Below are 18740 nucleotides of genomic sequence, written 5' to 3'. Positions count from 1 at the left end.
CAATTACACAAGCTCGATGATTACCATTGGTGCACCATCACCGCGGCGAGGACCTACTTTCATAATACGAGTGTATCCGCCTTGACGGTCTTCATAACGTGGTGCGATGTCACTGAAAAGCTTTTGAAGAACGTCTTCACCAGTTTCTTCATTCGCAACTTCATTACGGATGAACTGTGCAGCTTGGCGACGTGCGTGAAGATCACCACGCTTACCAAAAGTGATCATTTTCTCAGCGATTGAACGAAGCTCTTTCGCTTTAGCCTCTGTAGTTTCGATGCGCTCATTAATGAAAAGATCTGCAGTTAGATCACGTAAAAGAGCTTTACGTTGTGAAGATGTACGACCTAATTTTGAGTATGCCATGAGAGGTTCCCTCCTTTGTTGAATGTTCGTGTTATTTATTTAAAACCGTTCAGTTATGATTGACTATTCGTCTTTACGAAGACCTAAACCAAGATCATTTAGTTTATTCTTCACTTCTTCAAGTGATTTGCGGCCTAAGTTACGGACTTTCATCATATCTTCTTCAGTCTTGTTTGCTAATTCTTGTACTGTATTGATGCCCGCACGCTTCAAGCAGTTATATGAACGAACTGATAAATCGAGTTCCTCGATTGTCATCTCAAGAACCTTTTCTTTCTGGTCCTCTTCTTTTTCGACCATAATTTCAGCTTTTTGCGCTTCGTCAGTTAAACCAACAAAGATGTTTAAGTGTTCAGTCAGAATCTTCGCGCCCAAAGAAACAGCTTCCTCAGGTCGAATACTTCCATCTGTCCAAACATCGAGGGTTAATTTATCAAAGTTTGTTACCTGACCTACACGAGTATTCTCCACTTGGTAAGTTACACGAGAGACAGGCGTATATATGGAATCAATCGGCACAACTCCGATTGGTTGATCATCATCTTTGTTTGAGTCTGCTGGCGTATAGCCACGACCACGCTTAGCAGTTAAACGCATACGGAGATGCGCATTTTTGTCAAGCGTTGCAATATGAAGATCTGGATTTAGGATTTCAACATCACTATCGTGCGTGATATCCGCAGCTGTAACGACACCGTCACCTTGTACATCAACTTCAAGTGTTTTCTCTTCATCTGAATAGATTTTAAGGGCCAACTTTTTAAGATGTAAGATAATCGTCGTAACGTCCTCTACCACTCCGTCAACTGTAGAGAACTCATGTTGAACACCATCAATCTTAACAGATGTTACAGCAGCACCTGGGAGAGAGGATAATAGAATACGACGCAAGGAGTTTCCTAATGTTGTTCCATATCCACGTTCCAGCGGTTCGACGACAAATTTTCCAAATGTGGCATCATCGCTGATTTCAACCGTTTCGATTTTCGGTTTTTCAATTTCAATCATTCATTAAACCCTCCTTCAAAACGTCGAAACCCCGGTCAGCGTGGGAGAACGCTAACCGAAATTCCCCAATAGCAGTTCCCAACTGTGCACAACAAACCAGTCTACATGGAACTTGCAAAGACACTATCATATCCCATTATAGACAGGGATCTGAAATCTATACGCGTTTTTTATACACGACGACGTTTTGGTGGGCGGCAACCATTATGAGGTACTGGAGTAACGTCACGAATTGCAGTTACTTCAAGACCTGCAGATTGCAGTGCACGGATAGCAGCTTCACGACCTGCACCAGGGCCTTTTACAGTTACTTCCAAAGACTTCATACCATGTTCCATAGAAGTTTTCGCAGCAGCTTCTGCAGCCATTTGTGCAGCGAAAGGAGTAGATTTACGAGAACCTTTAAATCCTAGCGCTCCAGCACTTGACCATGATACTGCATTACCATGAACATCAGTAATTGTTACGATTGTGTTGTTGAATGTTGAACGAATGTGAGCCATTCCAGTTTCAATATTCTTTTTCACACGACGCTTACGTGTGTTTGTTTTCTTGCGAGCCATTGTACGCTTACCTCCTTTTCAACGAATTATTTCTTTTTGTTTGCTACTGTACGGCGAGGGCCTTTGCGCGTACGAGCATTGTTCTTAGAATGTTGTCCACGTACAGGGAGTCCACGACGATGACGGATACCACGATAAGAGCCAATTTCAATAAGACGTTTGATGTTTAATGAAATTTCGCGGCGAAGGTCACCTTCTACTTTTAGACGGTCAACGATTTCACGGATTTTACCTAGTTCATCTTCTGTAAGATCACGCACGCGCGTGTCCTCAGAAACTCCAGCTTCAGCTAGAACTTGTTTAGCAGTAGATTGGCCGATACCATATACGTAAGTTAAAGAGATAACCACGCGCTTTTCACGAGGAATATCTACACCTGCAATACGAGCCATAGTAAGAGCTGCACCTCCTTGGGATTAACCTTGTTTTTGTTTATGCTTAGGGTTTTCACAAATAACCATTACTTTACCTTTACGACGGATAACTTTGCACTTTTCGCAAATTGGTTTCACTGATGGTCTTACTTTCATTCTTCAAACCTCCTTGTACTGCGGAGTGCTTTTATTTATAACGATAAGTGATACGACCACGTGTTAGATCATAAGGTGAAAGTTCAACTGTCACCTTATCGCCAGGTAAAATGCGAATGAAATGCATACGAATTTTACCTGAAACATGTGCTAAAACCGTATGGCCATTATCTAGTTCCACCTTAAACATTGCATTTGGCAATGTCTCTACGATGGTACCTTCAACTTCAATTACATCGTCTTTCGCCATCAAGCTGCTCTCCCTTCTCGAATTCAGTAACTTGTTCATTTACAAACTTTGTGACTGCAAACCTCAGTTTCCCGTTTGTCACTCGACCTGTTTCTTCGATACTGTTCTGAACTTCAGGAGAAATGTAATCAAACCATTTCAGGTGATTTACGTTTTTCTTCTTGGGACGGTCGAACTTTCTGCGATCTCCATCTGCAATCAGCACAAAACGATCATCGAGCATGCTGATAACTACCGAATAAGTACCAGCTTCTTTCCCTTGCAGTACTTGAACTAACTGACCTATTCGAGGACTCGATTCTGATTCGTTCACCCATTATCACCTTCACTTAGGCTTTTGTCAAAATTTCATAACCTTCTTCGGTTATTGCAATTGTATGCTCAAAATGCGCACATAACTTCCCATCAACCGTAACAACTGTCCAGTTATCAGGTAAAGTTCGAACATGACGAGCTCCCGCATTCACCATAGGTTCAATTGCAAGAACCATACCTGGCTTTAATCTAGGTCCTTTGTTAGGAGGACCATAATGCGGAATTTGCGGGTCTTCATGGAGTTCTTGCCCGACACCATGGCCAACGTACTCTCTGACAATCGAAAAGTCGTTTGCCTCTACATACGTTTGAATTGCGTGAGAAATATTTGAAAGACGTTCGCTTGGCTTTGCTTCCGCTAAACCTTTGTATAGCGATTCTTCTGTTACATCTAACAGACGCTGCGCTTCTTCCGAAATTTCTCCCACACCATAGGTCCAAGCAGAGTCACCGTGGTAACCATTATATTTCGCGCCGATATCAATGCTAATGATATCACCATCGCGAAGTTCTCGGTCACCAGGGATACCATGAACTAACTCTTCATTTACAGAAGCACAAATACTTCCGCGGAAACCATTATAACCTTTAAAAGAAGGAATTGCATCATGTTTACGAATAAACTTTTCAGCAATCGAATCCAATTCTTTCGTCGTTATACCTGGTTTGATGTGTTTTTGCAGTTCTTGGTGTGTCAGTGCAACGATTTTACCTGCTTCACGCATGATATCAATTTCTCGTTGCGTTTTGCAAATGATCATCCACTTAAGCCTCCAAGCAATTTGTCAACGTCTACAAACACTTGGTTGATTTCTTGGTTGCCATCTACCTTACGAAGGTAGCCCTTTTCTTCATAGAAATCAAGCAATGGTTGTGTTTGTTTGATGTTGACTTCAAGACGATTCGAAACAGTTTCTTCATTATCATCTTCACGTTGGTAAAGTTCACCGCCACACTTATCACATACTCCTTCTTGTGCAGGAGGGTTAAAAATAACATGATAGGTTGCGCCACAATCTTTACAAATACGTCGGCCAGTAAGGCGCGCCATAAGGCTGTCTTTTTCAACGTCGATATATAATACATAGTCGATTTTACGGTCTAATTCACCCGTAATCTCTTCTAATGCTTCAGCTTGCGCCACAGTTCGTGGGAAGCCATCAAGCAAGAAACCTTTCTTGCAATCATCTTTGCCTAAACGTTCACGAACAATACCAATTGTAACTTCATCAGGTACTAATTCGCCCTTATCGATATATTCTTTCGCTTTTAATCCCAGCTGTGTACCTTCCTTCATTGCAGCGCGAAACATATCCCCAGTTGAAATATGAGGAATATCGTACTTTTCTACAATCTGCTCGGCTTGAGTACCTTTGCCAGCACCCGGGAGCCCCATCAATACTAGATTCATACTAATTCTCCCCCTAATTTCTTATGAGGTAATGGGAAGGTGTAATTCCCATTCCTCAATTCTTTATTTCAAAAAACCTTTGTAATGGCGTTTAACTAGCTGGCTTTCTAGCTGTTTCATTGTCTCTAAAGCTACACCTACAACGATTAACAAACTTGTACCACCGATTTGAACGGAAGGTGGCAACTGAGCAAGCTGGATAAAGAATACTGGAAGTGCTGCAATAAGTGCAAGAAAGATTGAGCCTACAAATGTAAGGCGATAAAGAATCTTATTTAAATATTTTTCCGTATTTTTACCCGGACGAATACCTGGAATATATCCACCTTGTTTCTTCAAGTTTTCTGCCATTTGCTCAGGGTTTACTTGAACAAATGTATAGAAATACGAGAATGCGATAATAAGTGCTACGTAAACAACCATTCCGACCGGAGCGGTGTAGTTGAAATTCGTTTGAATCCATCGAGTCACTTCATTATCTCCGAAAAATCCGGCAATTGTTGGAGGTGTAATTAAGAAGGAAATCGCAAAGATTACCGGAATTACACCTGCCGCATTAACCTTAATCGGTAAATGTGTGGACTGCCCACCAACAGGACTGCGACCTACCAAACGCTTCGCATATTGGATTGGAATTTTACGTAGTGCTTGTTGAATGAAGATTACACCGACAATTACAGCTAGAATCGCGAGTAAGACAAGAGCTACGATTACGATTCGAATGAAAAGCTGTTCGCCAGCATCTTCGATTTGTTGCGCATACATTTGGTTGACTGCATTAGGAATTGCAGCAACGATACCAGCAAAGATGAGGATCGAAATACCGTTCCCTACACCTTTTGCCGTAATTTGTTCACCTAACCACAGTAAGAAAGCTGTACCCGCTGTTAAAACTAGCGCGATAAACAAGTATGTTGGAATGCCTGGGTTTGTAATCAATCCTGGAAAAAGATTGTTAAACCCAATAGACATACCAATAGCTTGGATAAATCCAAGCACAATTGTTCCATAACGAGTAAATTGAGCTAGTTTACGGCGACCAACTTCTCCCTGTTTTGACCATTCAGCAAACTTAGGAACAACATCCATTTGTAATAACTGAATGATAATTGATGCTGTAATATATGGCATGATGCCCATAGCGAATATTGAAAAACGCTGTAGCGCTCCACCGGCAAATGTATTTACCAAACCAAACACATTGTTTTGGTCTTGGAAATTGATTGCATCCACGTTCACATTGGGAACGGGGATGAAACTGCCGATACGGAAAACAATGAGCATCAGTAATGTAAAGACAATTTTGCGGCGTATATCAGCCACACGCATCATATTGGAGATTGTCTGAAACATTAAACCACCTCAGTTGTACCGCCAGCAGCCTCAATCGCTTCCTTCGCTGATGAAGAAAACTTATGAGCTTTAACCGTAAGCTTCTTCTCTAGCTTACCTTTTCCAAGAACTTTAACACCAGCTTTTAGTTTGCTGACAACGCCAGTTTCAAGAAGTAGTCCTGGTGTTACCTCAGTACCATCTTCAAAACGGTTTAGCGTCTCAAGGTTCACAACGGCATACTCTTTACGGCTGATGTTCGTGAAGCCGCGTTTAGGTAAACGTTGGAATAAAGGCATTTGTCCACCTTCGAAGCCTGGACGTACGCCGCCACCAGAACGTGCTTTTTGACCTTTATGACCTTTACCAGACGTCTTACCGTTACCTGATGCCATTCCACGACCTACACGGTTACGAGTTTTGCGTGAACCCTCAGCTGGTTTCAATTCATGAAGTTTCATTTCGTGCACCTCCTCTTTTTAAGGGTGTTTACTTTTCTTTCACTTCTACAAGATGAGATACTTTATTAATCATCCCGCGGATAGCCGGGTTATCTTCATGTTCAACTGTTTGGTGCATTTTGCGCAGACCAAGAGTTTTCACAGTTACACGTTGGTCTTGCGTACGACCAATTAGGCTGCGCTTGAGGGTAATTTCCAATTTTTTAGCCAATGTGTTTCCCTCCCTATCCTAACAGTTCTTCTACAGATTTACCGCGCAATTTTGCAACCTCTTCAGGGCGCTTAAGGCTATCAAGGCCATTAAGTGTTGCGCGAACCATGTTAATTGGAGTATTTGAACCTAGTGATTTAGACAAAATGTCGCCAATACCTGCTAATTCAAGTACCGCACGTACAGGTCCACCAGCGATGATTCCTGTACCTTCAGAAGCAGGCTTTAAAAGTACGTTACCCGCACCAAATTCACCGACAATCTCATGCGGAATTGTAGTACCTGCAGTTGGTACGCTGATAAGGTTTTTCTTTGCGTCTTCGATAGCTTTACGGATTGCTTCTGGTACTTCTTGTGCTTTACCAGTACCGAAACCTACATGACCATTCTTATCACCAACAACTACTAGTGCAGCAAAGCGGAAACGGCGTCCACCTTTTACAACTTTAGCTACACGGTTTACCGTAACTACGCGTTCTTCAAGCTCAAGTTTATTTGGGTCAATGCGTCGCATGTATGTCCCTCCTTTTTCGATTAAAATTCAAGACCAGCTTCGCGAGCAGCGTCAGCTAGTGCTTTTACACGTCCATGATATAGATAACCGCCACGGTCAAATACTACTACCTTATGACCATTTTCTACAGCACGCTTCGCGATCAATGTGCCAACTTCTTTCGCAGCGTCAACATTTGCAGTGCCTTCAGCATTGAAGTCTTTATCTTGGCTAGAAGCACTTGCTACTGTTACACCATTTAGATCATCGATAAGTTGTGCATAGATATGCTTGTTGGAACGAAAAATGTTAAGACGTGGACGTTCAGGTGTCCCTGTGATTTTGCTACGTACACGTGCATGACGTTTTTTACGCACCTTATTTTTATCAGCCTTAGTGATCATCTGTGTCACTCCTTTCCTTTACCTACACGGTATTACTTCGCAGTTTTACCTTCTTTACGACGTACATATTCGCCTTCGTAACGAATACCTTTACCTTTGTATGGTTCAGGTGGACGTACAGCACGAATGTTTGCAGCTAATGCACCTACGCGCTCTTTGTCGATACCTTTAACAATAACTTTTGTGTTAGCAGGAACTTCTACTTCCACTCCGTCTTCAGGTACGATTTCAACTGGATGAGAGTAACCAGCGTTAAGGATAAGCTTGTTACCAGACTTTTGAGCACGGTAACCTACACCAATGATTTCTAGTGCTCTTTCATAACCTTTTGTTACGCCTTCAACCATGTTTCCAATTAGGCTGCGAGTCGTTCCATGAAGTGCACGATGTTCTTTATTGTCAGAAGGACGTTCAACTGTAAGAACGTTATCTTCGATTTTAATAGTCATGTCTGCGTGGAATTGACGAGTCAATTCACCTTTAGGACCTTTAACAGTAACAGTGTTATCATCAGTGATGTTAATTGTTACGCCTTCAGGGATTTCTAATAATTTCTTACCGACACGTGACATAATGACACCTCCAATCGTCTATATATGAATTACCAAACGTAAGCTAGTACTTCGCCGCCAACTTGTTTTTGACGAGCTTCTTTATCAGTTAAAACGCCGTTAGATGTTGATACGATTGCAACACCTAATCCGTTAAGTACGCGAGGTACTTCGTTAGCTTTTGCGTAAACGCGAAGCCCCGGCTTACTGATACGCTTAAGACCAGTGATTACACGTTCGTTATTTGCACCGTATTTAAGGAAGATGCGGATGATACCTTGTTTGTTGTCATCAATGACTTCAACGTCACGGACAAAACCTTCACGCTTAAGAATTTCAGCGATTTCTTTTTTGATGTTTGATGCAGGGATTTCTAGTCTGTCGTGACGGACTAAGTTCGCATTACGGATGCGAGTTAGCATATCTGCAACTGGATCTGTCATTACCATAATTGTTTACCTCCTTCCCAATTTCGGGTTTACCAGCTAGCTTTTTTGACGCCAGGAATTTGACCTTTATAAGCAAGTTCACGGAAGCAAATACGGCAAAGTTTAAATTTACGTAACACTGAGTGTGGACGGCCGCAGCGCTCACAACGAGTGTAGTCACGTACTTTATACTTTGGAGTTCGTTTTTGCTTTGCAATCATAGATTTCTTTGCCACGTTTTTCCCTCCTTTTTGTTTAAGGGTTATTTTTTAAATGGCATGCCGAATTGAGTTAATAGCTCACTAGCTTCCTCATCTGAATTCGCAGTCGTTACGATAACGATATCCATACCACGAACTTTATTTACTTTATCATATTCGATTTCAGGGAAAATCAATTGTTCTTTCACACCAAGTGTGTAGTTTCCACGACCGTCGAATGCTTTCTTAGATACACCGCGGAAGTCACGTACACGCGGAAGTGAAACTGAAATAAGTTTGTCTAAGAAATCATACATACGCTCGCCGCGAAGTGTTACTTTTGCGCCGATAGGCATTCCTTCACGAAGACGGAAACCAGCGATTGATTTTTTAGCACGAGTTACAACTGGCTTTTGACCAGCAATTTGTGTAAGCTCCTCAACAGCAGTATCAAGAGCCTTTGCGTTTTGAACAGCGTCACCTACACCCATGTTGATAACGATCTTTTCAAGTTTAGGTGCTTGCATTACTGAACTGTAGTTGAACTTTTCCACAAGTGATGGAACAACTTCTGATTGGTACTTCTCTTTTAATCGGTTCATAGCGTAGACCTCCTTTCAGCGTGACATTATTTATCTAAAGGTTCGCCAGATTTTTTAGCGATACGCACTTTTTTACCGTCAACAACATTGTAACCCACACGTGTAGGTTCGTTTGTTTTAGGGTCAAGTGGCATAACGTTTGAAACGTGAATTGGCGCCTCTTGACTTAAGATTCCGCCTTGCGGATTAGCTTGGGAAGGTTTCGCGTGCTTTTTCACAACGTTAACGCCCTCTACAAGCACGCGAGCTTTTTTAGGGTAGGCTTCAAGGATAACGCCTTGTTTGCCTTTATCTTTGCCTGAGATTACTTGTACTTTATCACCTTTTTTAACATGCATCGTCTGCGCACCTCCTTACAAGGCTCATATTCAATTAAAGTACTTCTGGAGCAAGTGATACGATTTTCATGAAATCTCTTTCACGAAGTTCACGCGCTACCGGTCCAAAAATACGAGTTCCACGCGGGCCTTTATCATCACGGATGATTACAGCTGCGTTTTCATCGAAACGAATGTAAGAACCGTCAGTGCGGCGAACACCACTTTTAGAACGTACGATAACAGCTTTTACAACGTCGCCTTTTTTAACAACGCCTCCTGGTGTTGCTTGCTTGACAGTTGCCACGATTACGTCGCCGATGTTAGCAGTTTTACGTCCAGAACCGCCTAGAACTTTAATTGTAAGAATTTCACGAGCACCAGAATTGTCTGCTACTTTTAAACGAGATTCTTGTTGGATCATGTTCTGTTACCTCCCTTCGGTAAGAGCCGAGTCTCTGAATCGTTAGATAATGACAGATTCTTCTACGATTTCTACAAGGCGGAAGCGTTTTGTTTTTGATAGAGGACGAGTTTCCATGATTTTCACGATATCGCCCATTTTAGCTTGATTATTTTCGTCATGCGCTTTAAATTTCTTAGAATATTTAACGCGCTTGCCGTATAGTGAATGCATCTTGTATGTTTCAACAAGTACAGTAACTGTCTTATCCATACCGTCAGAAACAACGCGACCTGTATAAACCTTGCGTTGGTTGCGTTCAGTCATTATGCAAACCTCCTCTCATTATCTATTGTTAACACCAAGTTCGCGCTCACGAATAATTGTCTTGAAGCGAGCAATACCCTTACGTACTTCACGTACACGAGCGGTGTTTTCAAGTTGACCTGTAGCCAATTGGAAGCGCAAGTTGAAAAGCTCTTCTTTAAGAGACTTTACTTTTTGTTCAATTTCGGCAGTGGTTAGTTCACGGATTTCATTAGCTTTCATCAGTCTCACCACCAATTTCTTCGCGTTTTACGAATTTAGTTTTGATTGGCAGCTTGTGAGATGCAAGGCGTAACGCTTCTCTTGCTACCTCTTCAGATACACCTGAGATTTCAAACATGATTTTTCCTTGTTTTACTACCGCATGCCAACCTTCTGGCGCACCTTTACCGGAACCCATACGTACTTCAAGTGGTTTCGCAGTATATGGTTTGTCAGGGAAGATTTTAATCCAAACTTTACCGCCACGTTTCATGTAACGAGTCATCGCAATACGAGCAGCTTCGATTTGACGGTTTGTAATCCAAGCACCTTCAAGAGCTTGAAGACCGTACTCACCGAAAGAAACTTTAGTACCGCCTTTTGCTTTACCGCTAAGGCTAGTACGATGTTGTCTGCGGTATTTTACACGTTTAGGCATCAACATGATTAATTTCCTCCTTCCTCAGCTCTCTTTTTCGTTGGAAGGACTTCTCCACGATAGATCCATACTTTTACGCCCAACTTACCGTAAGTTGTGTCTGCTTCAGCTGTACCATAATCGATGTCAGCACGAAGTGTATGAAGTGGAACAGTACCTTCACTGTAATGTTCTGAACGAGCGATATCTGCACCGCCAAGACGACCAGAAACCATTGTACGTACACCTTTCGCTCCTGCACGCATAGCACGTTGAATTGCTTGTTTCTGTGCACGACGGAATGAGATACGATTTTCTAATTGACGAGCGATATTTTCAGCTACAAGAACTGCATCAAGGTCAGCTCGTTTAACTTCTAAAATGTTGATATGAACACGTTTGCCTGTAAGTTCGTTAAGAGCTTTACGAAGTGCTTCAACTTCAGAACCGCCTTTACCGATTACCATACCAGGCTTCGCAGTGTGGATAGCAATATTTACGCGGTTTGCAGCGCGTTCGATTTCAATCTTTGAAACAGATGCGTCTTGAAGACGTTTTGAAAGGTATTCGCGAATTTTGATATCTTCGTGTAAAAGATCTGCATAGTCTTTACCAGCATACCACTTAGACTCCCAGTCGCGAATTACACCGACACGCAGACCGACCGGATTAACTTTTTGACCCACTGATTATCCCTCCTTCTTCTCTGTTAGAACCACTGTAATGTGGCTAGTACGCTTGTTGATTTGGCTAGCACGTCCCATAGCGCGAGGACGGAAACGTTTCAACGTTGGTCCTTCGTTTACGTATGCTTCTGTAACCAATAAGCTGTCAGCGTCCATTTCATAGTTATGTTCAGCGTTAGCAATAGCAGACTTCAATAGTTTTTCAACAACTGGAGAAGCTGCTTTTGGCGTGTGGCGAAGAATTGCGATTGCTTCACCTACTTGCTTTCCTCGAATTAGATCAATAACCAAACGAGCTTTACGAGGAGCAATGCGAACAGTTTTTGCGATTGCTTTAGCTTGCATCGGGGTACCTCCTCTCATCCTTAACGTCTTGTTTTCTTATCGTCACCAATATGGCCTTTAAATGTACGTGTAGGAGCAAATTCACCTAGTTTGTGTCCTACCATGTCTTCTGTTACGTACACTGGCACATGCTTGCGACCATCGTAAACAGCGATTGTGTGACCGATGAACTCAGGGAAGATTGTTGAACGGCGAGACCAAGTTTTGATTACTTGTTTGCCATCCTCTTCGTTAAGTTTTTCGACCTTGTTCATTAAATGATCATCCACGAAAGGTCCTTTTTTCAAACTGCGACCCATGAGTTAACCTCCCTTCGTGATTGTCGTACGGTTCGAATGAACCGCACTTCAACCCCGTTATTTTTTACGACGACGTACAATATATTTATCAGATGCTTTGTTGCGTTTGCGCGTTTTGAAGCCAAGTGTAGGTTTGCCCCAAGGAGACATTGGTGATTTACGTCCGATTGGTGCACGACCTTCACCACCACCGTGAGGGTGATCGTTAGGGTTCATTACAGAACCACGAACTGTAGGGCGCTTGCCTAACCAGCGAGAACGACCTGCTTTACCAATGTTAATTAGTTCCTGCTCAAGGTTACCTACTTGACCGATTGTAGCGCGGCAAGTTGCAAGGATAAGGCGAACTTCACCAGAAGTTAAACGTACAAGTACGTATTTACCTTCTTTACCTAGAACTTGTGCACTTGCACCAGCTGAGCGTGCTAATTGTCCACCGCGTCCTGGCTTAAGTTCGATATTGTGGATAACTGTACCCACTGGAATGTCTTTAAGTTGAAGAGCGTTACCAATTTTGATATCCGCTTCAGAACCAGAGACGATTTCCATACCAACTTCAAGACCTTTTGGAGCTAGGATGTAGCGCTTTTCACCATCAACGTAGTTGATAAGTGCGATGTTTGCAGTACGGTTTGGATCATACTCGATAGTAGCAACGCGTCCTGGTATTCCATCTTTATCACGTTTGAAATCGATGATACGATATTTACGCTTGTGTCCACCACCTTGGTGACGTACAGTCAATTTACCTTGGTTGTTACGTCCACCCTTCTTATGAAGTGGTGCAAGCAATGATTTTTCCGGTTGGTCTGTAGTGATTTCAGCGAAATCTGATACAGACATGCCACGACGACCATTAGTGGTCGGTTTATACTTTTTCAATGCCATTGTGGTTTCCCTCCTTCACTATAAAAGTAGGAATTAAACTCCCTCGAAGAATTCTAATTCTTTACTGTCTTCAGTAAGTTTTACAACCGCTTTTTTACGTTTAGCAGTATACCCGCCGTAACGACCCATGCGCTTGAACTTACCTTTATAGTTCATCACGTTAACTTTTTCAACGTTAACACCGAAAATGCTTTCGATTGCATCTTTCACTTCGGTTTTATTAGCTCTTACATCAACTTCGAACGTATATTTCTTTTCAGTCATTAAGTCTGTAGAACGTTCAGTAATTACAGGGCGCTTAATAATATCACGAGGATCCTTCATTATGCAAGCACCTCCCCTGCTTTTTCCGCCGCTTCTTTTGTCATGATCAGTTTATCATGATTTAAAACGTCGTAAACATTAACTCCTTCAGTTGTAACAACTTTCACGTTAGGGATGTTACGTGCAGAAAGGAATACATTGTCCTCTTTGTTAGCTGTTACGATAAGAGTTTTCTTTTCAGCTGAAAGTGCACTTAGCACACCAGCCATTTCTTTAGTCTTTGGAGCAGCAAATGCTAGCTCTTCAAGAACTAGAAGGTTTTCATCTAATACTTTTGAAGAAAGTGCTGAACGAACAGCTAAACGACGTACTTTCTTCGGTAATTTATAGCTATAGCTACGTGGAGTAGGACCGAATACAGTTCCACCGCCTACCCATTGAGGTGAACGGATTGAGCCTTGACGGGCACGACCTGTTCCCTTTTGACGCCATGGCTTACGACCACCACCACGTACTTCAGAACGGTTCTTTACGTCATGAGTACCTTGACGTTCAGAAGCACGTTGCATGATAACAGCTTCATAAAGTACATGTTTGTTTGGTTCAATACCAAATACAGCATCGTTTAACTCGATGTCGCCAACTTGTGAGCCGCTTTTATTATAAAGTGCTACTTTAGGCATCACGTTTTCCTCCTTTCTTATTGTGGTTAGTTACCTTTAACCGCACTTGTAATTTGCACAAAGCTTTTCTTCGCACCAGGGACGTTACCTTTTACAAGAAGAAGGTTACGCTCTGTGTCAACTTTAACAACCTCAAGGTTTTGGATTGTTACTGTGTTGCCACCCATGCGACCTGGAAGCTTTTTACCTTTAAATACGTGCATTGGATCAACTGCACCCATTGAACCTGGACGACGGTGATAACGAGAACCGTGACTCATAGGGCCGCGAGATTGATTGTGACGCTTGATAGCACCAGCAAAACCTTTACCTTTACCAGTACCTGTTACGTCGATGATGTCTCCTTCAGCGAATACATCAGCTTTCAATTCTTGACCTACTTCGTAATCGGCAGATACGCCGCGAAGTTCACGGATGAAGCGCTTAGGAGTAGTATCCGCTTTAGCTGCGTGACCTTTCTCCGGCTTGTTCATGCGAGATTCTTTTTTATCTGCAAAACCAAGTTGAATCGCTTCGTAGCCGTCAGATTCCATTGTTTTCTTTTGAAGAACAACGTTCGGACCTGCTTCAATCACAGTAACTGGGATTAAATCGCCGTTTTCTGCGAATACTTGAGTCATTCCGATCTTTTTTCCTAAGATTCCTTTGCTCATAACTTACACCTCCTAGTTTCAGGGTTCTTATTAAAGCTTGATTTCAATATCTACACCAGACGGAAGATCTAAACGCATTAGTGAATCAACTGTCTGAGGAGTAGGATTGACGATATCGATTAAGCGTTTATGTGTACGCATTTCAAACTGCTCACGAGAATCCTTATATTTGTGCACCGCACGAAGGATTGTGTACACAGAACGTTCAGTCGGCAACGGGATTGGACCCGATACGTTTGCACCAGAACGCTTTGCAGTTTCAACAATCTTCTCAGCAGATTGATCAAGAATTCGATGATCATAAGCCTTCAAACGAATACGAATTTTCTCTTTTGCCATTACTTTCCCTCCTTTTTGTCCATTTTCTAAACAGACATACTCCGTAGAAATTTCCCACACACTCGCCATGGCAAAGGGGCCGGGTGTGTCAGCAACCTTCCACTTCATCGCCTTTAATGACCAACATTGTCTATTATATTAAATCTAATAGAACAATGCAAGTAAAAATAAAAATATATTAAAAGTGCGTCACTTGCACACTTTTTTCATTATACATACGTGAACAAATTGATGCAAGTATTCTTAAAAAGGCAAACTTTTCTGACTTTTACTCTCATGTAAATTCTCTTTTCTTCATATTAATAAGAAAAGCCAGCTGTTCAAAACAAAATGTAGGTAATAAAAAAAGGACAGCCTATATGGCTGCCCTCTCTTTTATAAAGAATAATCAAAGATTAATCAGTGATTGTAGCTACAACGCCAGCGCCTACTGTACGTCCACCTTCACGGATTGAGAATTTAGTACCTTCTTCAATCGCGATTGGAGAAATAAGTTCTACAGTCATTTCAACGTTATCGCCAGGCATAACCATTTCTACACCTTCAGGAAGGTTGATTACACCAGTTACGTCAGTTGTACGGAAGTAGAACTGAGGGCGATAGTTTGAGAAGAATGGAGTATGACGTCCACCTTCTTCTTTTGAAAGAACATAAACTTCAGCTTTGAAGTTTTGGTGTGGAGTGATTGTACCTGGCTTAGCAAGTACTTGACCACGGTTGATATCATCACGAGATACACCACGAAGAAGTGCACCGATGTTGTCACCAGCTTCTGCATAGTCAAGAAGCTTACGGAACATTTCTACACCAGTAACAGTTGTTTTCTTAGCTTCTTCAGCAAGACCAACGATTTCAATTTCGTCACCAACGTTAAGTACGCCACGCTCAACACGACCAGTAGCAACTGTACCACGACCAGTGATTGAGAATACGTCCTCAACAGGCATCATGAATGGCTTATCTTTGTCACGCTCTGGAGTTGGGATGTACTCATCTACAGCGTCCATAAGCTCATAAATTTTTGCTTCGTAATCATCGTCACCTTCAAGTGCTTTAAGAGCTGAACCTTTGATTACTGGTACATCATCACCAGGGAAGTCATACTCAGAAAGAAGGTCGCGAACTTCCATTTCTACTAGTTCAAGAAGTTCTTCGTCGTCTACCATGTCACATTTGTTTAGGAATACTACGATGTAAGGTACACCTACTTGACGAGAAAGTAGAATGTGCTCACGAGTTTGTGGCATTGGACCATCAGCAGCAGATACTACTAGGATAGCACCGTCCATTTGTGCAGCACCAGTGATCATGTTTTTAACATAGTCAGCATGGCCTGGGCAGTCAACGTGTGCATAGTGACGAGATTCAGTTTCATACTCAACGTGTGCAGTTGAGATTGTGATTCCACGCTCACGCTCTTCTGGAGCACCGTCGATTTGGTCATAAGCCATCGCAGTACCTGAACCAGAGCGCTTATGTAGCACTGTAGTGATTGCAGCAGTTAGAGTTGTTTTACCATGGTCAACGTGTCCAATTGTACCGATATTCGCATGGGTTTTGGAACGATCAAATTTTTCTTTAGCCATGTGTATTTCCTCCTTAAATATCATAAAGTAATTTGTTTTTTATAGTCAGGAAGCAGGGTTTTCCCCACTTCCTTAGCTTACAATAAATTGCTTATTGGAACAATAATTCACTCGAATTATTATTAGCTATTTTTAGCAATAACATCTTCCATTAAGCTCTTTGGTAGTTCTTCATAATGGTCGAAGTGCATTGTATAAGTACCACGGCCTTGAGTGTTTGAACGCAACGCTGTTGCATAACCAAACATTTCAGCAAGAGGTACGAATCCACGAACTACTTGTGCGTTACCGCGAGCTTCCATACCTTCTACACGGCCACGACGAGATGTGATATCACCCATAATGTCACCCATGTATTCTTCAGGGATAACAACTTCAACCTTCATCATAGGTTCAAGAATTACAGGATCACATTTTGTTTTTGCGTTTTTAAGTGCAAGAGAAGCAGCTACTTTAAATGCCATCTCATTTGAGTCGACATCATGGTAAGAACCATCATAAAGTGCAGCTTTTACGTCGATTAGCGGATAGCCTGCTAGTGGACCTGTTTGCATCGCATCTTCAAGACCTGCTTGTACAGATGGGATGTATTCACGAGGTACTACACCACCGACGATTTCATTTTTAAATTCAAAGCCTGCGCCCTCTTCGTTAGGCTCGAAACGAATCCAAACGTGACCGTACTGACCACGACCACCGGATTGGCGTACGAACTTACCTTCAACTTGTGCACCTTTACGGAAAGTTTCACGATAAGCAACTTGAGGAGCACCTACGTTAGCTTCTACTTTAAATTCACGTCTTAGACGGTCAACAATGATGTCAAGGTGAAGCTCACCCATACCAGAAATAATTGTTTGGCCAGTCTCAACGTTTGTTTCAGTTCTAAATGTTGGATCCTCTTCAGCAAGCTTAGCAAGTGCAACTGACATCTTGTCTTGGTCTGCTTTCGACTTCGGCTCAATTGCTACTGAGATTACTGGCTCAGGGAATTCCATTGACTCAAGAATTACAAGATTCTTTTCATCACAAAGAGTGTCCCCTGTAGAAGTATCCTTCAAACCAACACCAGCAGCGATGTCACCTGCATAAACTGTCGCAATCTCTTCACGAGAGTTAGCGTGCATTTGTAGGATACGTCCCATACGCTCACGCTTATCTTTCGTAGAGTTCTTCACGTATGAACCAGCATCAATTGTACCAGAGTATACGCGGAAGAATGTAAGTTTACCAACATAAGGGTCAGTCATAACTTTAAATGCTAACGCTGAGAATGGCTCCTCATCGCTAGATTTACGAATGACTTCTTCGTCTGTTCCAGGAACGATACCTTCAATTGGAGGTACGTCAGTTGGAGCAGGAAGATATTCGATAACAGCATCAATTAGAAGCTGAACACCTTTGTTTTTGAATGCAGAACCACAAAGTACTGGATAGAAGTCTACTGTAAGAGTAGCTTTACGAATTGCAGCTTTAAGCTCTTCGTTCGTAAGCTCTTCTCCTTCTAAATAGCGCATCATAAGTTCTTCGTCAAGCTCAGCTACTGCTTCAATTAGGCTTGAACGGTACTCATCAGCTAGCTCTTTGTGTTCTTCAGGAATTTCAACAGCTTTCGCGCGAGTTCCTAGGTCATCTTCATAGTAGAATGCTTTCATTTCTACTAAGTCAATGATGCCTTCAAATTCATCTTCCGCACCAATCGGAAGTTGAACAGGATGTGCATTTGCACCTAGGCGGTCTTTCATTGTACCTACTGAGTACAAGAAGTCAGCACCGATTTTGTCCATTTTGTTAACGAACACAATACGTGGTACCCCGTATGTTGTTGCTTGGCGCCATACTGTTTCAGTCTGTGGCTCAACACCTGACTGAGCGTCAAGTACTGCTACCGCACCATCTAATACACGCAATGAACGTTCAACTTCAACTGTGAAGTCTACGTGTCCAGGAGTATCGATAATGTTAACTCGGTGATCTTTCCATTGAGCAGTTGTTGCAGCGGAAGTGATTGTGATTCCGCGCTCTTGTTCCTGCTCCATCCAGTCCATTTGAGATGCACCTTCATGTGTTTCACCAATTTTGTGGATACGTCCTGTGTAGAAAAGAATACGCTCAGTACACGTTGTTTTTCCAGCATCAATGTGTGCCATGATACCAATGTTACGAGTCTTTTCTAAGGAGAACTCTCTAGGCATTCGTCTTTCTC

General features: G+C 42.2%; 33 protein-coding genes. All 33 read right to left on the bottom strand.

Annotated features, from left to right (window positions below; genetic code table 11):
• Window positions 1-3: 3 nt before the first annotated feature.
• The gene (gene rplQ, locus LC040_17485) at window positions 4-366 is read right to left on the bottom strand and encodes a 50S ribosomal protein L17 (GenBank protein ID WLR50990.1); all 363 of its coding nucleotides are present in this window, start codon (window positions 364-366) and stop codon (window positions 4-6) included.
• Between the two features lie 63 nt (window positions 367-429).
• Window positions 430-1374 carry a DNA-directed RNA polymerase subunit alpha gene (locus LC040_17480; GenBank protein ID WLR50989.1) on the bottom strand — a complete coding sequence of 315 codons (945 nt, stop codon included), beginning with the start codon at window positions 1372-1374 and terminating at the stop codon, window positions 430-432.
• A 170-nt stretch (window positions 1375-1544) separates the two neighbouring features.
• A complete protein-coding gene (gene rpsK / locus LC040_17475; protein WLR50988.1) occupies window positions 1545-1937 on the bottom strand; it encodes a 30S ribosomal protein S11 in 393 nt (130 codons plus the stop codon).
• 26 nt (window positions 1938-1963) lie between these two features.
• Window positions 1964-2329, bottom strand: coding sequence for a 30S ribosomal protein S13 (gene rpsM / locus LC040_17470; protein ID WLR50987.1), 366 nt, complete (start codon window positions 2327-2329; stop codon window positions 1964-1966).
• A 24-nt stretch (window positions 2330-2353) separates the two neighbouring features.
• Entirely contained in the window at window positions 2354-2467 is a 114-nt protein-coding gene (rpmJ, locus tag LC040_17465) for a 50S ribosomal protein L36 (protein WLR50986.1), read from the bottom strand.
• Between the two features lie 31 nt (window positions 2468-2498).
• Window positions 2499-2717 carry a translation initiation factor IF-1 gene (gene infA / locus LC040_17460; protein WLR50985.1) on the bottom strand — a complete coding sequence of 73 codons (219 nt, stop codon included), beginning with the start codon at window positions 2715-2717 and terminating at the stop codon, window positions 2499-2501.
• Entirely contained in the window at window positions 2695-3030 is a 336-nt protein-coding gene (locus tag LC040_17455) for a KOW domain-containing RNA-binding protein (protein ID WLR50984.1), read from the bottom strand. Before LC040_17455 ends, infA begins: the two co-directional genes overlap by 23 nt.
• A 16-nt stretch (window positions 3031-3046) precedes the next feature.
• A complete protein-coding gene (gene map / locus LC040_17450) occupies window positions 3047-3793 on the bottom strand; it encodes a type I methionyl aminopeptidase (GenBank protein WLR50983.1) in 747 nt (248 codons plus the stop codon).
• On the bottom strand, window positions 3790-4443 hold the full coding sequence (locus tag LC040_17445; protein ID WLR50982.1) for an adenylate kinase: 654 nt from the start codon (window positions 4441-4443) through the stop codon (window positions 3790-3792). Before LC040_17445 ends, map begins: the two co-directional genes overlap by 4 nt.
• Before the next feature lie 63 nt (window positions 4444-4506).
• Window positions 4507-5796, bottom strand: coding sequence for a preprotein translocase subunit SecY (gene secY / locus LC040_17440; GenBank protein WLR50981.1), 1290 nt, complete (start codon window positions 5794-5796; stop codon window positions 4507-4509).
• On the bottom strand, window positions 5796-6236 hold the full coding sequence (rplO, locus tag LC040_17435; protein WLR50980.1) for a 50S ribosomal protein L15: 441 nt from the start codon (window positions 6234-6236) through the stop codon (window positions 5796-5798). Before rplO ends, secY begins: the two co-directional genes overlap by 1 nt.
• A gap of 28 nt (window positions 6237-6264) precedes the next feature.
• Window positions 6265-6447, bottom strand: a complete 183-nt coding sequence (gene rpmD, locus LC040_17430) for a 50S ribosomal protein L30 (protein ID WLR50979.1) — start codon at window positions 6445-6447, stop codon at window positions 6265-6267.
• A 13-nt stretch (window positions 6448-6460) separates the two neighbouring features.
• A complete protein-coding gene (gene rpsE, locus LC040_17425) occupies window positions 6461-6961 on the bottom strand; it encodes a 30S ribosomal protein S5 (GenBank protein ID WLR50978.1) in 501 nt (166 codons plus the stop codon).
• Between the two features lie 20 nt (window positions 6962-6981).
• The gene (gene rplR, locus LC040_17420) at window positions 6982-7344 is read right to left on the bottom strand and encodes a 50S ribosomal protein L18 (GenBank protein ID WLR50977.1); all 363 of its coding nucleotides are present in this window, start codon (window positions 7342-7344) and stop codon (window positions 6982-6984) included.
• A gap of 32 nt (window positions 7345-7376) precedes the next feature.
• A complete protein-coding gene (gene rplF / locus LC040_17415; protein ID WLR50976.1) occupies window positions 7377-7916 on the bottom strand; it encodes a 50S ribosomal protein L6 in 540 nt (179 codons plus the stop codon).
• Between the two features lie 29 nt (window positions 7917-7945).
• Window positions 7946-8344, bottom strand: coding sequence for a 30S ribosomal protein S8 (rpsH, locus tag LC040_17410; protein WLR50975.1), 399 nt, complete (start codon window positions 8342-8344; stop codon window positions 7946-7948).
• A gap of 29 nt (window positions 8345-8373) precedes the next feature.
• Window positions 8374-8559 (bottom strand): type Z 30S ribosomal protein S14, encoded by a 186-nt coding sequence (locus LC040_17405; GenBank protein ID WLR50974.1) that lies wholly within the window; start codon window positions 8557-8559, stop codon window positions 8374-8376.
• A 26-nt stretch (window positions 8560-8585) separates the two neighbouring features.
• Window positions 8586-9125, bottom strand: coding sequence for a 50S ribosomal protein L5 (gene rplE, locus LC040_17400; protein WLR50973.1), 540 nt, complete (start codon window positions 9123-9125; stop codon window positions 8586-8588).
• Between the two features lie 26 nt (window positions 9126-9151).
• A complete protein-coding gene (rplX, locus tag LC040_17395; protein ID WLR50972.1) occupies window positions 9152-9463 on the bottom strand; it encodes a 50S ribosomal protein L24 in 312 nt (103 codons plus the stop codon).
• Between the two features lie 34 nt (window positions 9464-9497).
• Window positions 9498-9866: a 50S ribosomal protein L14 gene (gene rplN / locus LC040_17390; GenBank protein WLR50971.1), complete on the bottom strand. Its 369-nt coding sequence runs from the start codon at window positions 9864-9866 to the stop codon at window positions 9498-9500.
• Window positions 9867-9908: 42 nt separating this feature from the next.
• Window positions 9909-10172, bottom strand: coding sequence for a 30S ribosomal protein S17 (gene rpsQ, locus LC040_17385; GenBank protein ID WLR50970.1), 264 nt, complete (start codon window positions 10170-10172; stop codon window positions 9909-9911).
• A gap of 18 nt (window positions 10173-10190) precedes the next feature.
• The gene (gene rpmC, locus LC040_17380) at window positions 10191-10394 is read right to left on the bottom strand and encodes a 50S ribosomal protein L29 (GenBank protein WLR50969.1); all 204 of its coding nucleotides are present in this window, start codon (window positions 10392-10394) and stop codon (window positions 10191-10193) included.
• Window positions 10384-10818, bottom strand: a complete 435-nt coding sequence (gene rplP / locus LC040_17375) for a 50S ribosomal protein L16 (protein ID WLR50968.1) — start codon at window positions 10816-10818, stop codon at window positions 10384-10386. The genes rpmC and rplP overlap by 11 nt, the downstream gene beginning before the upstream one ends.
• 2 nt (window positions 10819-10820) lie before the next feature.
• Complete coding sequence (gene rpsC, locus LC040_17370) at window positions 10821-11477, bottom strand: 30S ribosomal protein S3 (protein ID WLR50967.1); 657 nt, start codon at window positions 11475-11477, stop codon at window positions 10821-10823.
• Window positions 11478-11480: 3 nt separating this feature from the next.
• Window positions 11481-11822 (bottom strand): 50S ribosomal protein L22, encoded by a 342-nt coding sequence (rplV, locus tag LC040_17365; GenBank protein ID WLR50966.1) that lies wholly within the window; start codon window positions 11820-11822, stop codon window positions 11481-11483.
• Between the two features lie 20 nt (window positions 11823-11842).
• Window positions 11843-12121 (bottom strand): 30S ribosomal protein S19, encoded by a 279-nt coding sequence (rpsS, locus tag LC040_17360; GenBank protein ID WLR50965.1) that lies wholly within the window; start codon window positions 12119-12121, stop codon window positions 11843-11845.
• A gap of 57 nt (window positions 12122-12178) precedes the next feature.
• Complete coding sequence (gene rplB, locus LC040_17355) at window positions 12179-13009, bottom strand: 50S ribosomal protein L2 (protein WLR50964.1); 831 nt, start codon at window positions 13007-13009, stop codon at window positions 12179-12181.
• Between the two features lie 33 nt (window positions 13010-13042).
• Complete coding sequence (rplW, locus tag LC040_17350; protein ID WLR50963.1) at window positions 13043-13333, bottom strand: 50S ribosomal protein L23; 291 nt, start codon at window positions 13331-13333, stop codon at window positions 13043-13045.
• The gene (gene rplD / locus LC040_17345; protein WLR50962.1) at window positions 13333-13956 is read right to left on the bottom strand and encodes a 50S ribosomal protein L4; all 624 of its coding nucleotides are present in this window, start codon (window positions 13954-13956) and stop codon (window positions 13333-13335) included. The genes rplW and rplD overlap by 1 nt, the downstream gene beginning before the upstream one ends.
• Before the next feature lie 26 nt (window positions 13957-13982).
• Complete coding sequence (gene rplC / locus LC040_17340) at window positions 13983-14609, bottom strand: 50S ribosomal protein L3 (GenBank protein ID WLR50961.1); 627 nt, start codon at window positions 14607-14609, stop codon at window positions 13983-13985.
• A 30-nt stretch (window positions 14610-14639) separates the two neighbouring features.
• On the bottom strand, window positions 14640-14948 hold the full coding sequence (gene rpsJ, locus LC040_17335) for a 30S ribosomal protein S10 (protein ID WLR50960.1): 309 nt from the start codon (window positions 14946-14948) through the stop codon (window positions 14640-14642).
• Between the two features lie 395 nt (window positions 14949-15343).
• Window positions 15344-16534, bottom strand: coding sequence for an elongation factor Tu (tuf, locus tag LC040_17330; protein WLR50959.1), 1191 nt, complete (start codon window positions 16532-16534; stop codon window positions 15344-15346).
• Between the two features lie 122 nt (window positions 16535-16656).
• Window positions 16657-18729, bottom strand: a complete 2073-nt coding sequence (gene fusA / locus LC040_17325) for an elongation factor G (GenBank protein ID WLR50958.1) — start codon at window positions 18727-18729, stop codon at window positions 16657-16659.
• Between the last annotated feature and the right edge of the window lie 11 nt (window positions 18730-18740).

This window comes from Bacillus tianshenii (genome assembly GCA_020524525.2).
Classification (GTDB): domain Bacteria; phylum Bacillota; class Bacilli; order Bacillales; family Bacillaceae_N; genus Bacillus_AV.
The sequence above is the reverse complement of the archived record's forward strand: the minus strand, read 5'-3'. Positions and strand labels throughout refer to the sequence as shown.

Excerpts from the sequence above, each read along its gene's own strand:
- rplC (WLR50961.1), bottom strand. The coding sequence starts at position 14,609 with ATGAGCAAAGGAATCTTAGGAAAAAAGATCGGAATGACTCAAGTATTC.
- rplF (WLR50976.1), bottom strand. The coding sequence starts at position 7,916 with ATGTCACGTGTCGGTAAGAAATTATTAGAAATCCCTGAAGGCGTAACA.
- rpsK (WLR50988.1), bottom strand. The coding sequence starts at position 1,937 with ATGGCTCGCAAGAAAACAAACACACGTAAGCGTCGTGTGAAAAAGAAT.
- rpmJ (WLR50986.1), bottom strand. The coding sequence starts at position 2,467 with ATGAAAGTAAGACCATCAGTGAAACCAATTTGCGAAAAGTGCAAAGTT.
- rpsE (WLR50978.1), bottom strand. The coding sequence starts at position 6,961 with ATGCGACGCATTGACCCAAATAAACTTGAGCTTGAAGAACGCGTAGTT.
- fusA (WLR50958.1), bottom strand. The coding sequence starts at position 18,729 with ATGCCTAGAGAGTTCTCCTTAGAAAAGACTCGTAACATTGGTATCATG.
- rplV (WLR50966.1), bottom strand. The coding sequence starts at position 11,822 with ATGCAAGCTAAAGCAATCGCAAAAACTGTTCGCATTGCTCCTCGTAAA.
- rpsJ (WLR50960.1), bottom strand. The coding sequence starts at position 14,948 with ATGGCAAAAGAGAAAATTCGTATTCGTTTGAAGGCTTATGATCATCGA.
- infA (WLR50985.1), bottom strand. The coding sequence starts at position 2,717 with ATGGCGAAAGACGATGTAATTGAAGTTGAAGGTACCATCGTAGAGACA.
- rpsQ (WLR50970.1), bottom strand. The coding sequence starts at position 10,172 with ATGACTGAACGCAACCAACGCAAGGTTTATACAGGTCGCGTTGTTTCT.
- LC040_17445 (WLR50982.1), bottom strand. The coding sequence starts at position 4,443 with ATGAATCTAGTATTGATGGGGCTCCCGGGTGCTGGCAAAGGTACTCAA.
- rpsM (WLR50987.1), bottom strand. The coding sequence starts at position 2,329 with ATGGCTCGTATTGCAGGTGTAGATATTCCTCGTGAAAAGCGCGTGGTT.
- rplO (WLR50980.1), bottom strand. The coding sequence starts at position 6,236 with ATGAAACTTCATGAATTGAAACCAGCTGAGGGTTCACGCAAAACTCGT.
- secY (WLR50981.1), bottom strand. The coding sequence starts at position 5,796 with ATGTTTCAGACAATCTCCAATATGATGCGTGTGGCTGATATACGCCGC.
- rplB (WLR50964.1), bottom strand. The coding sequence starts at position 13,009 with ATGGCATTGAAAAAGTATAAACCGACCACTAATGGTCGTCGTGGCATG.
- rplW (WLR50963.1), bottom strand. The coding sequence starts at position 13,333 with ATGAAGGATCCTCGTGATATTATTAAGCGCCCTGTAATTACTGAACGT.
- tuf (WLR50959.1), bottom strand. The coding sequence starts at position 16,534 with ATGGCTAAAGAAAAATTTGATCGTTCCAAAACCCATGCGAATATCGGT.
- rplE (WLR50973.1), bottom strand. The coding sequence starts at position 9,125 with ATGAACCGATTAAAAGAGAAGTACCAATCAGAAGTTGTTCCATCACTT.
- rplX (WLR50972.1), bottom strand. The coding sequence starts at position 9,463 with ATGCATGTTAAAAAAGGTGATAAAGTACAAGTAATCTCAGGCAAAGAT.
- rplN (WLR50971.1), bottom strand. The coding sequence starts at position 9,866 with ATGATCCAACAAGAATCTCGTTTAAAAGTAGCAGACAATTCTGGTGCT.
- LC040_17480 (WLR50989.1), bottom strand. The coding sequence starts at position 1,374 with ATGATTGAAATTGAAAAACCGAAAATCGAAACGGTTGAAATCAGCGAT.
- map (WLR50983.1), bottom strand. The coding sequence starts at position 3,793 with ATGATCATTTGCAAAACGCAACGAGAAATTGATATCATGCGTGAAGCA.
- rplQ (WLR50990.1), bottom strand. The coding sequence starts at position 366 with ATGGCATACTCAAAATTAGGTCGTACATCTTCACAACGTAAAGCTCTT.
- rpsS (WLR50965.1), bottom strand. The coding sequence starts at position 12,121 with ATGGGTCGCAGTTTGAAAAAAGGACCTTTCGTGGATGATCATTTAATG.
- rplP (WLR50968.1), bottom strand. The coding sequence starts at position 10,818 with ATGTTGATGCCTAAACGTGTAAAATACCGCAGACAACATCGTACTAGC.
- rplR (WLR50977.1), bottom strand. The coding sequence starts at position 7,344 with ATGATCACTAAGGCTGATAAAAATAAGGTGCGTAAAAAACGTCATGCA.
- rplD (WLR50962.1), bottom strand. The coding sequence starts at position 13,956 with ATGCCTAAAGTAGCACTTTATAATAAAAGCGGCTCACAAGTTGGCGAC.
- rpsH (WLR50975.1), bottom strand. The coding sequence starts at position 8,344 with ATGGTAATGACAGATCCAGTTGCAGATATGCTAACTCGCATCCGTAAT.
- rpmC (WLR50969.1), bottom strand. The coding sequence starts at position 10,394 with ATGAAAGCTAATGAAATCCGTGAACTAACCACTGCCGAAATTGAACAA.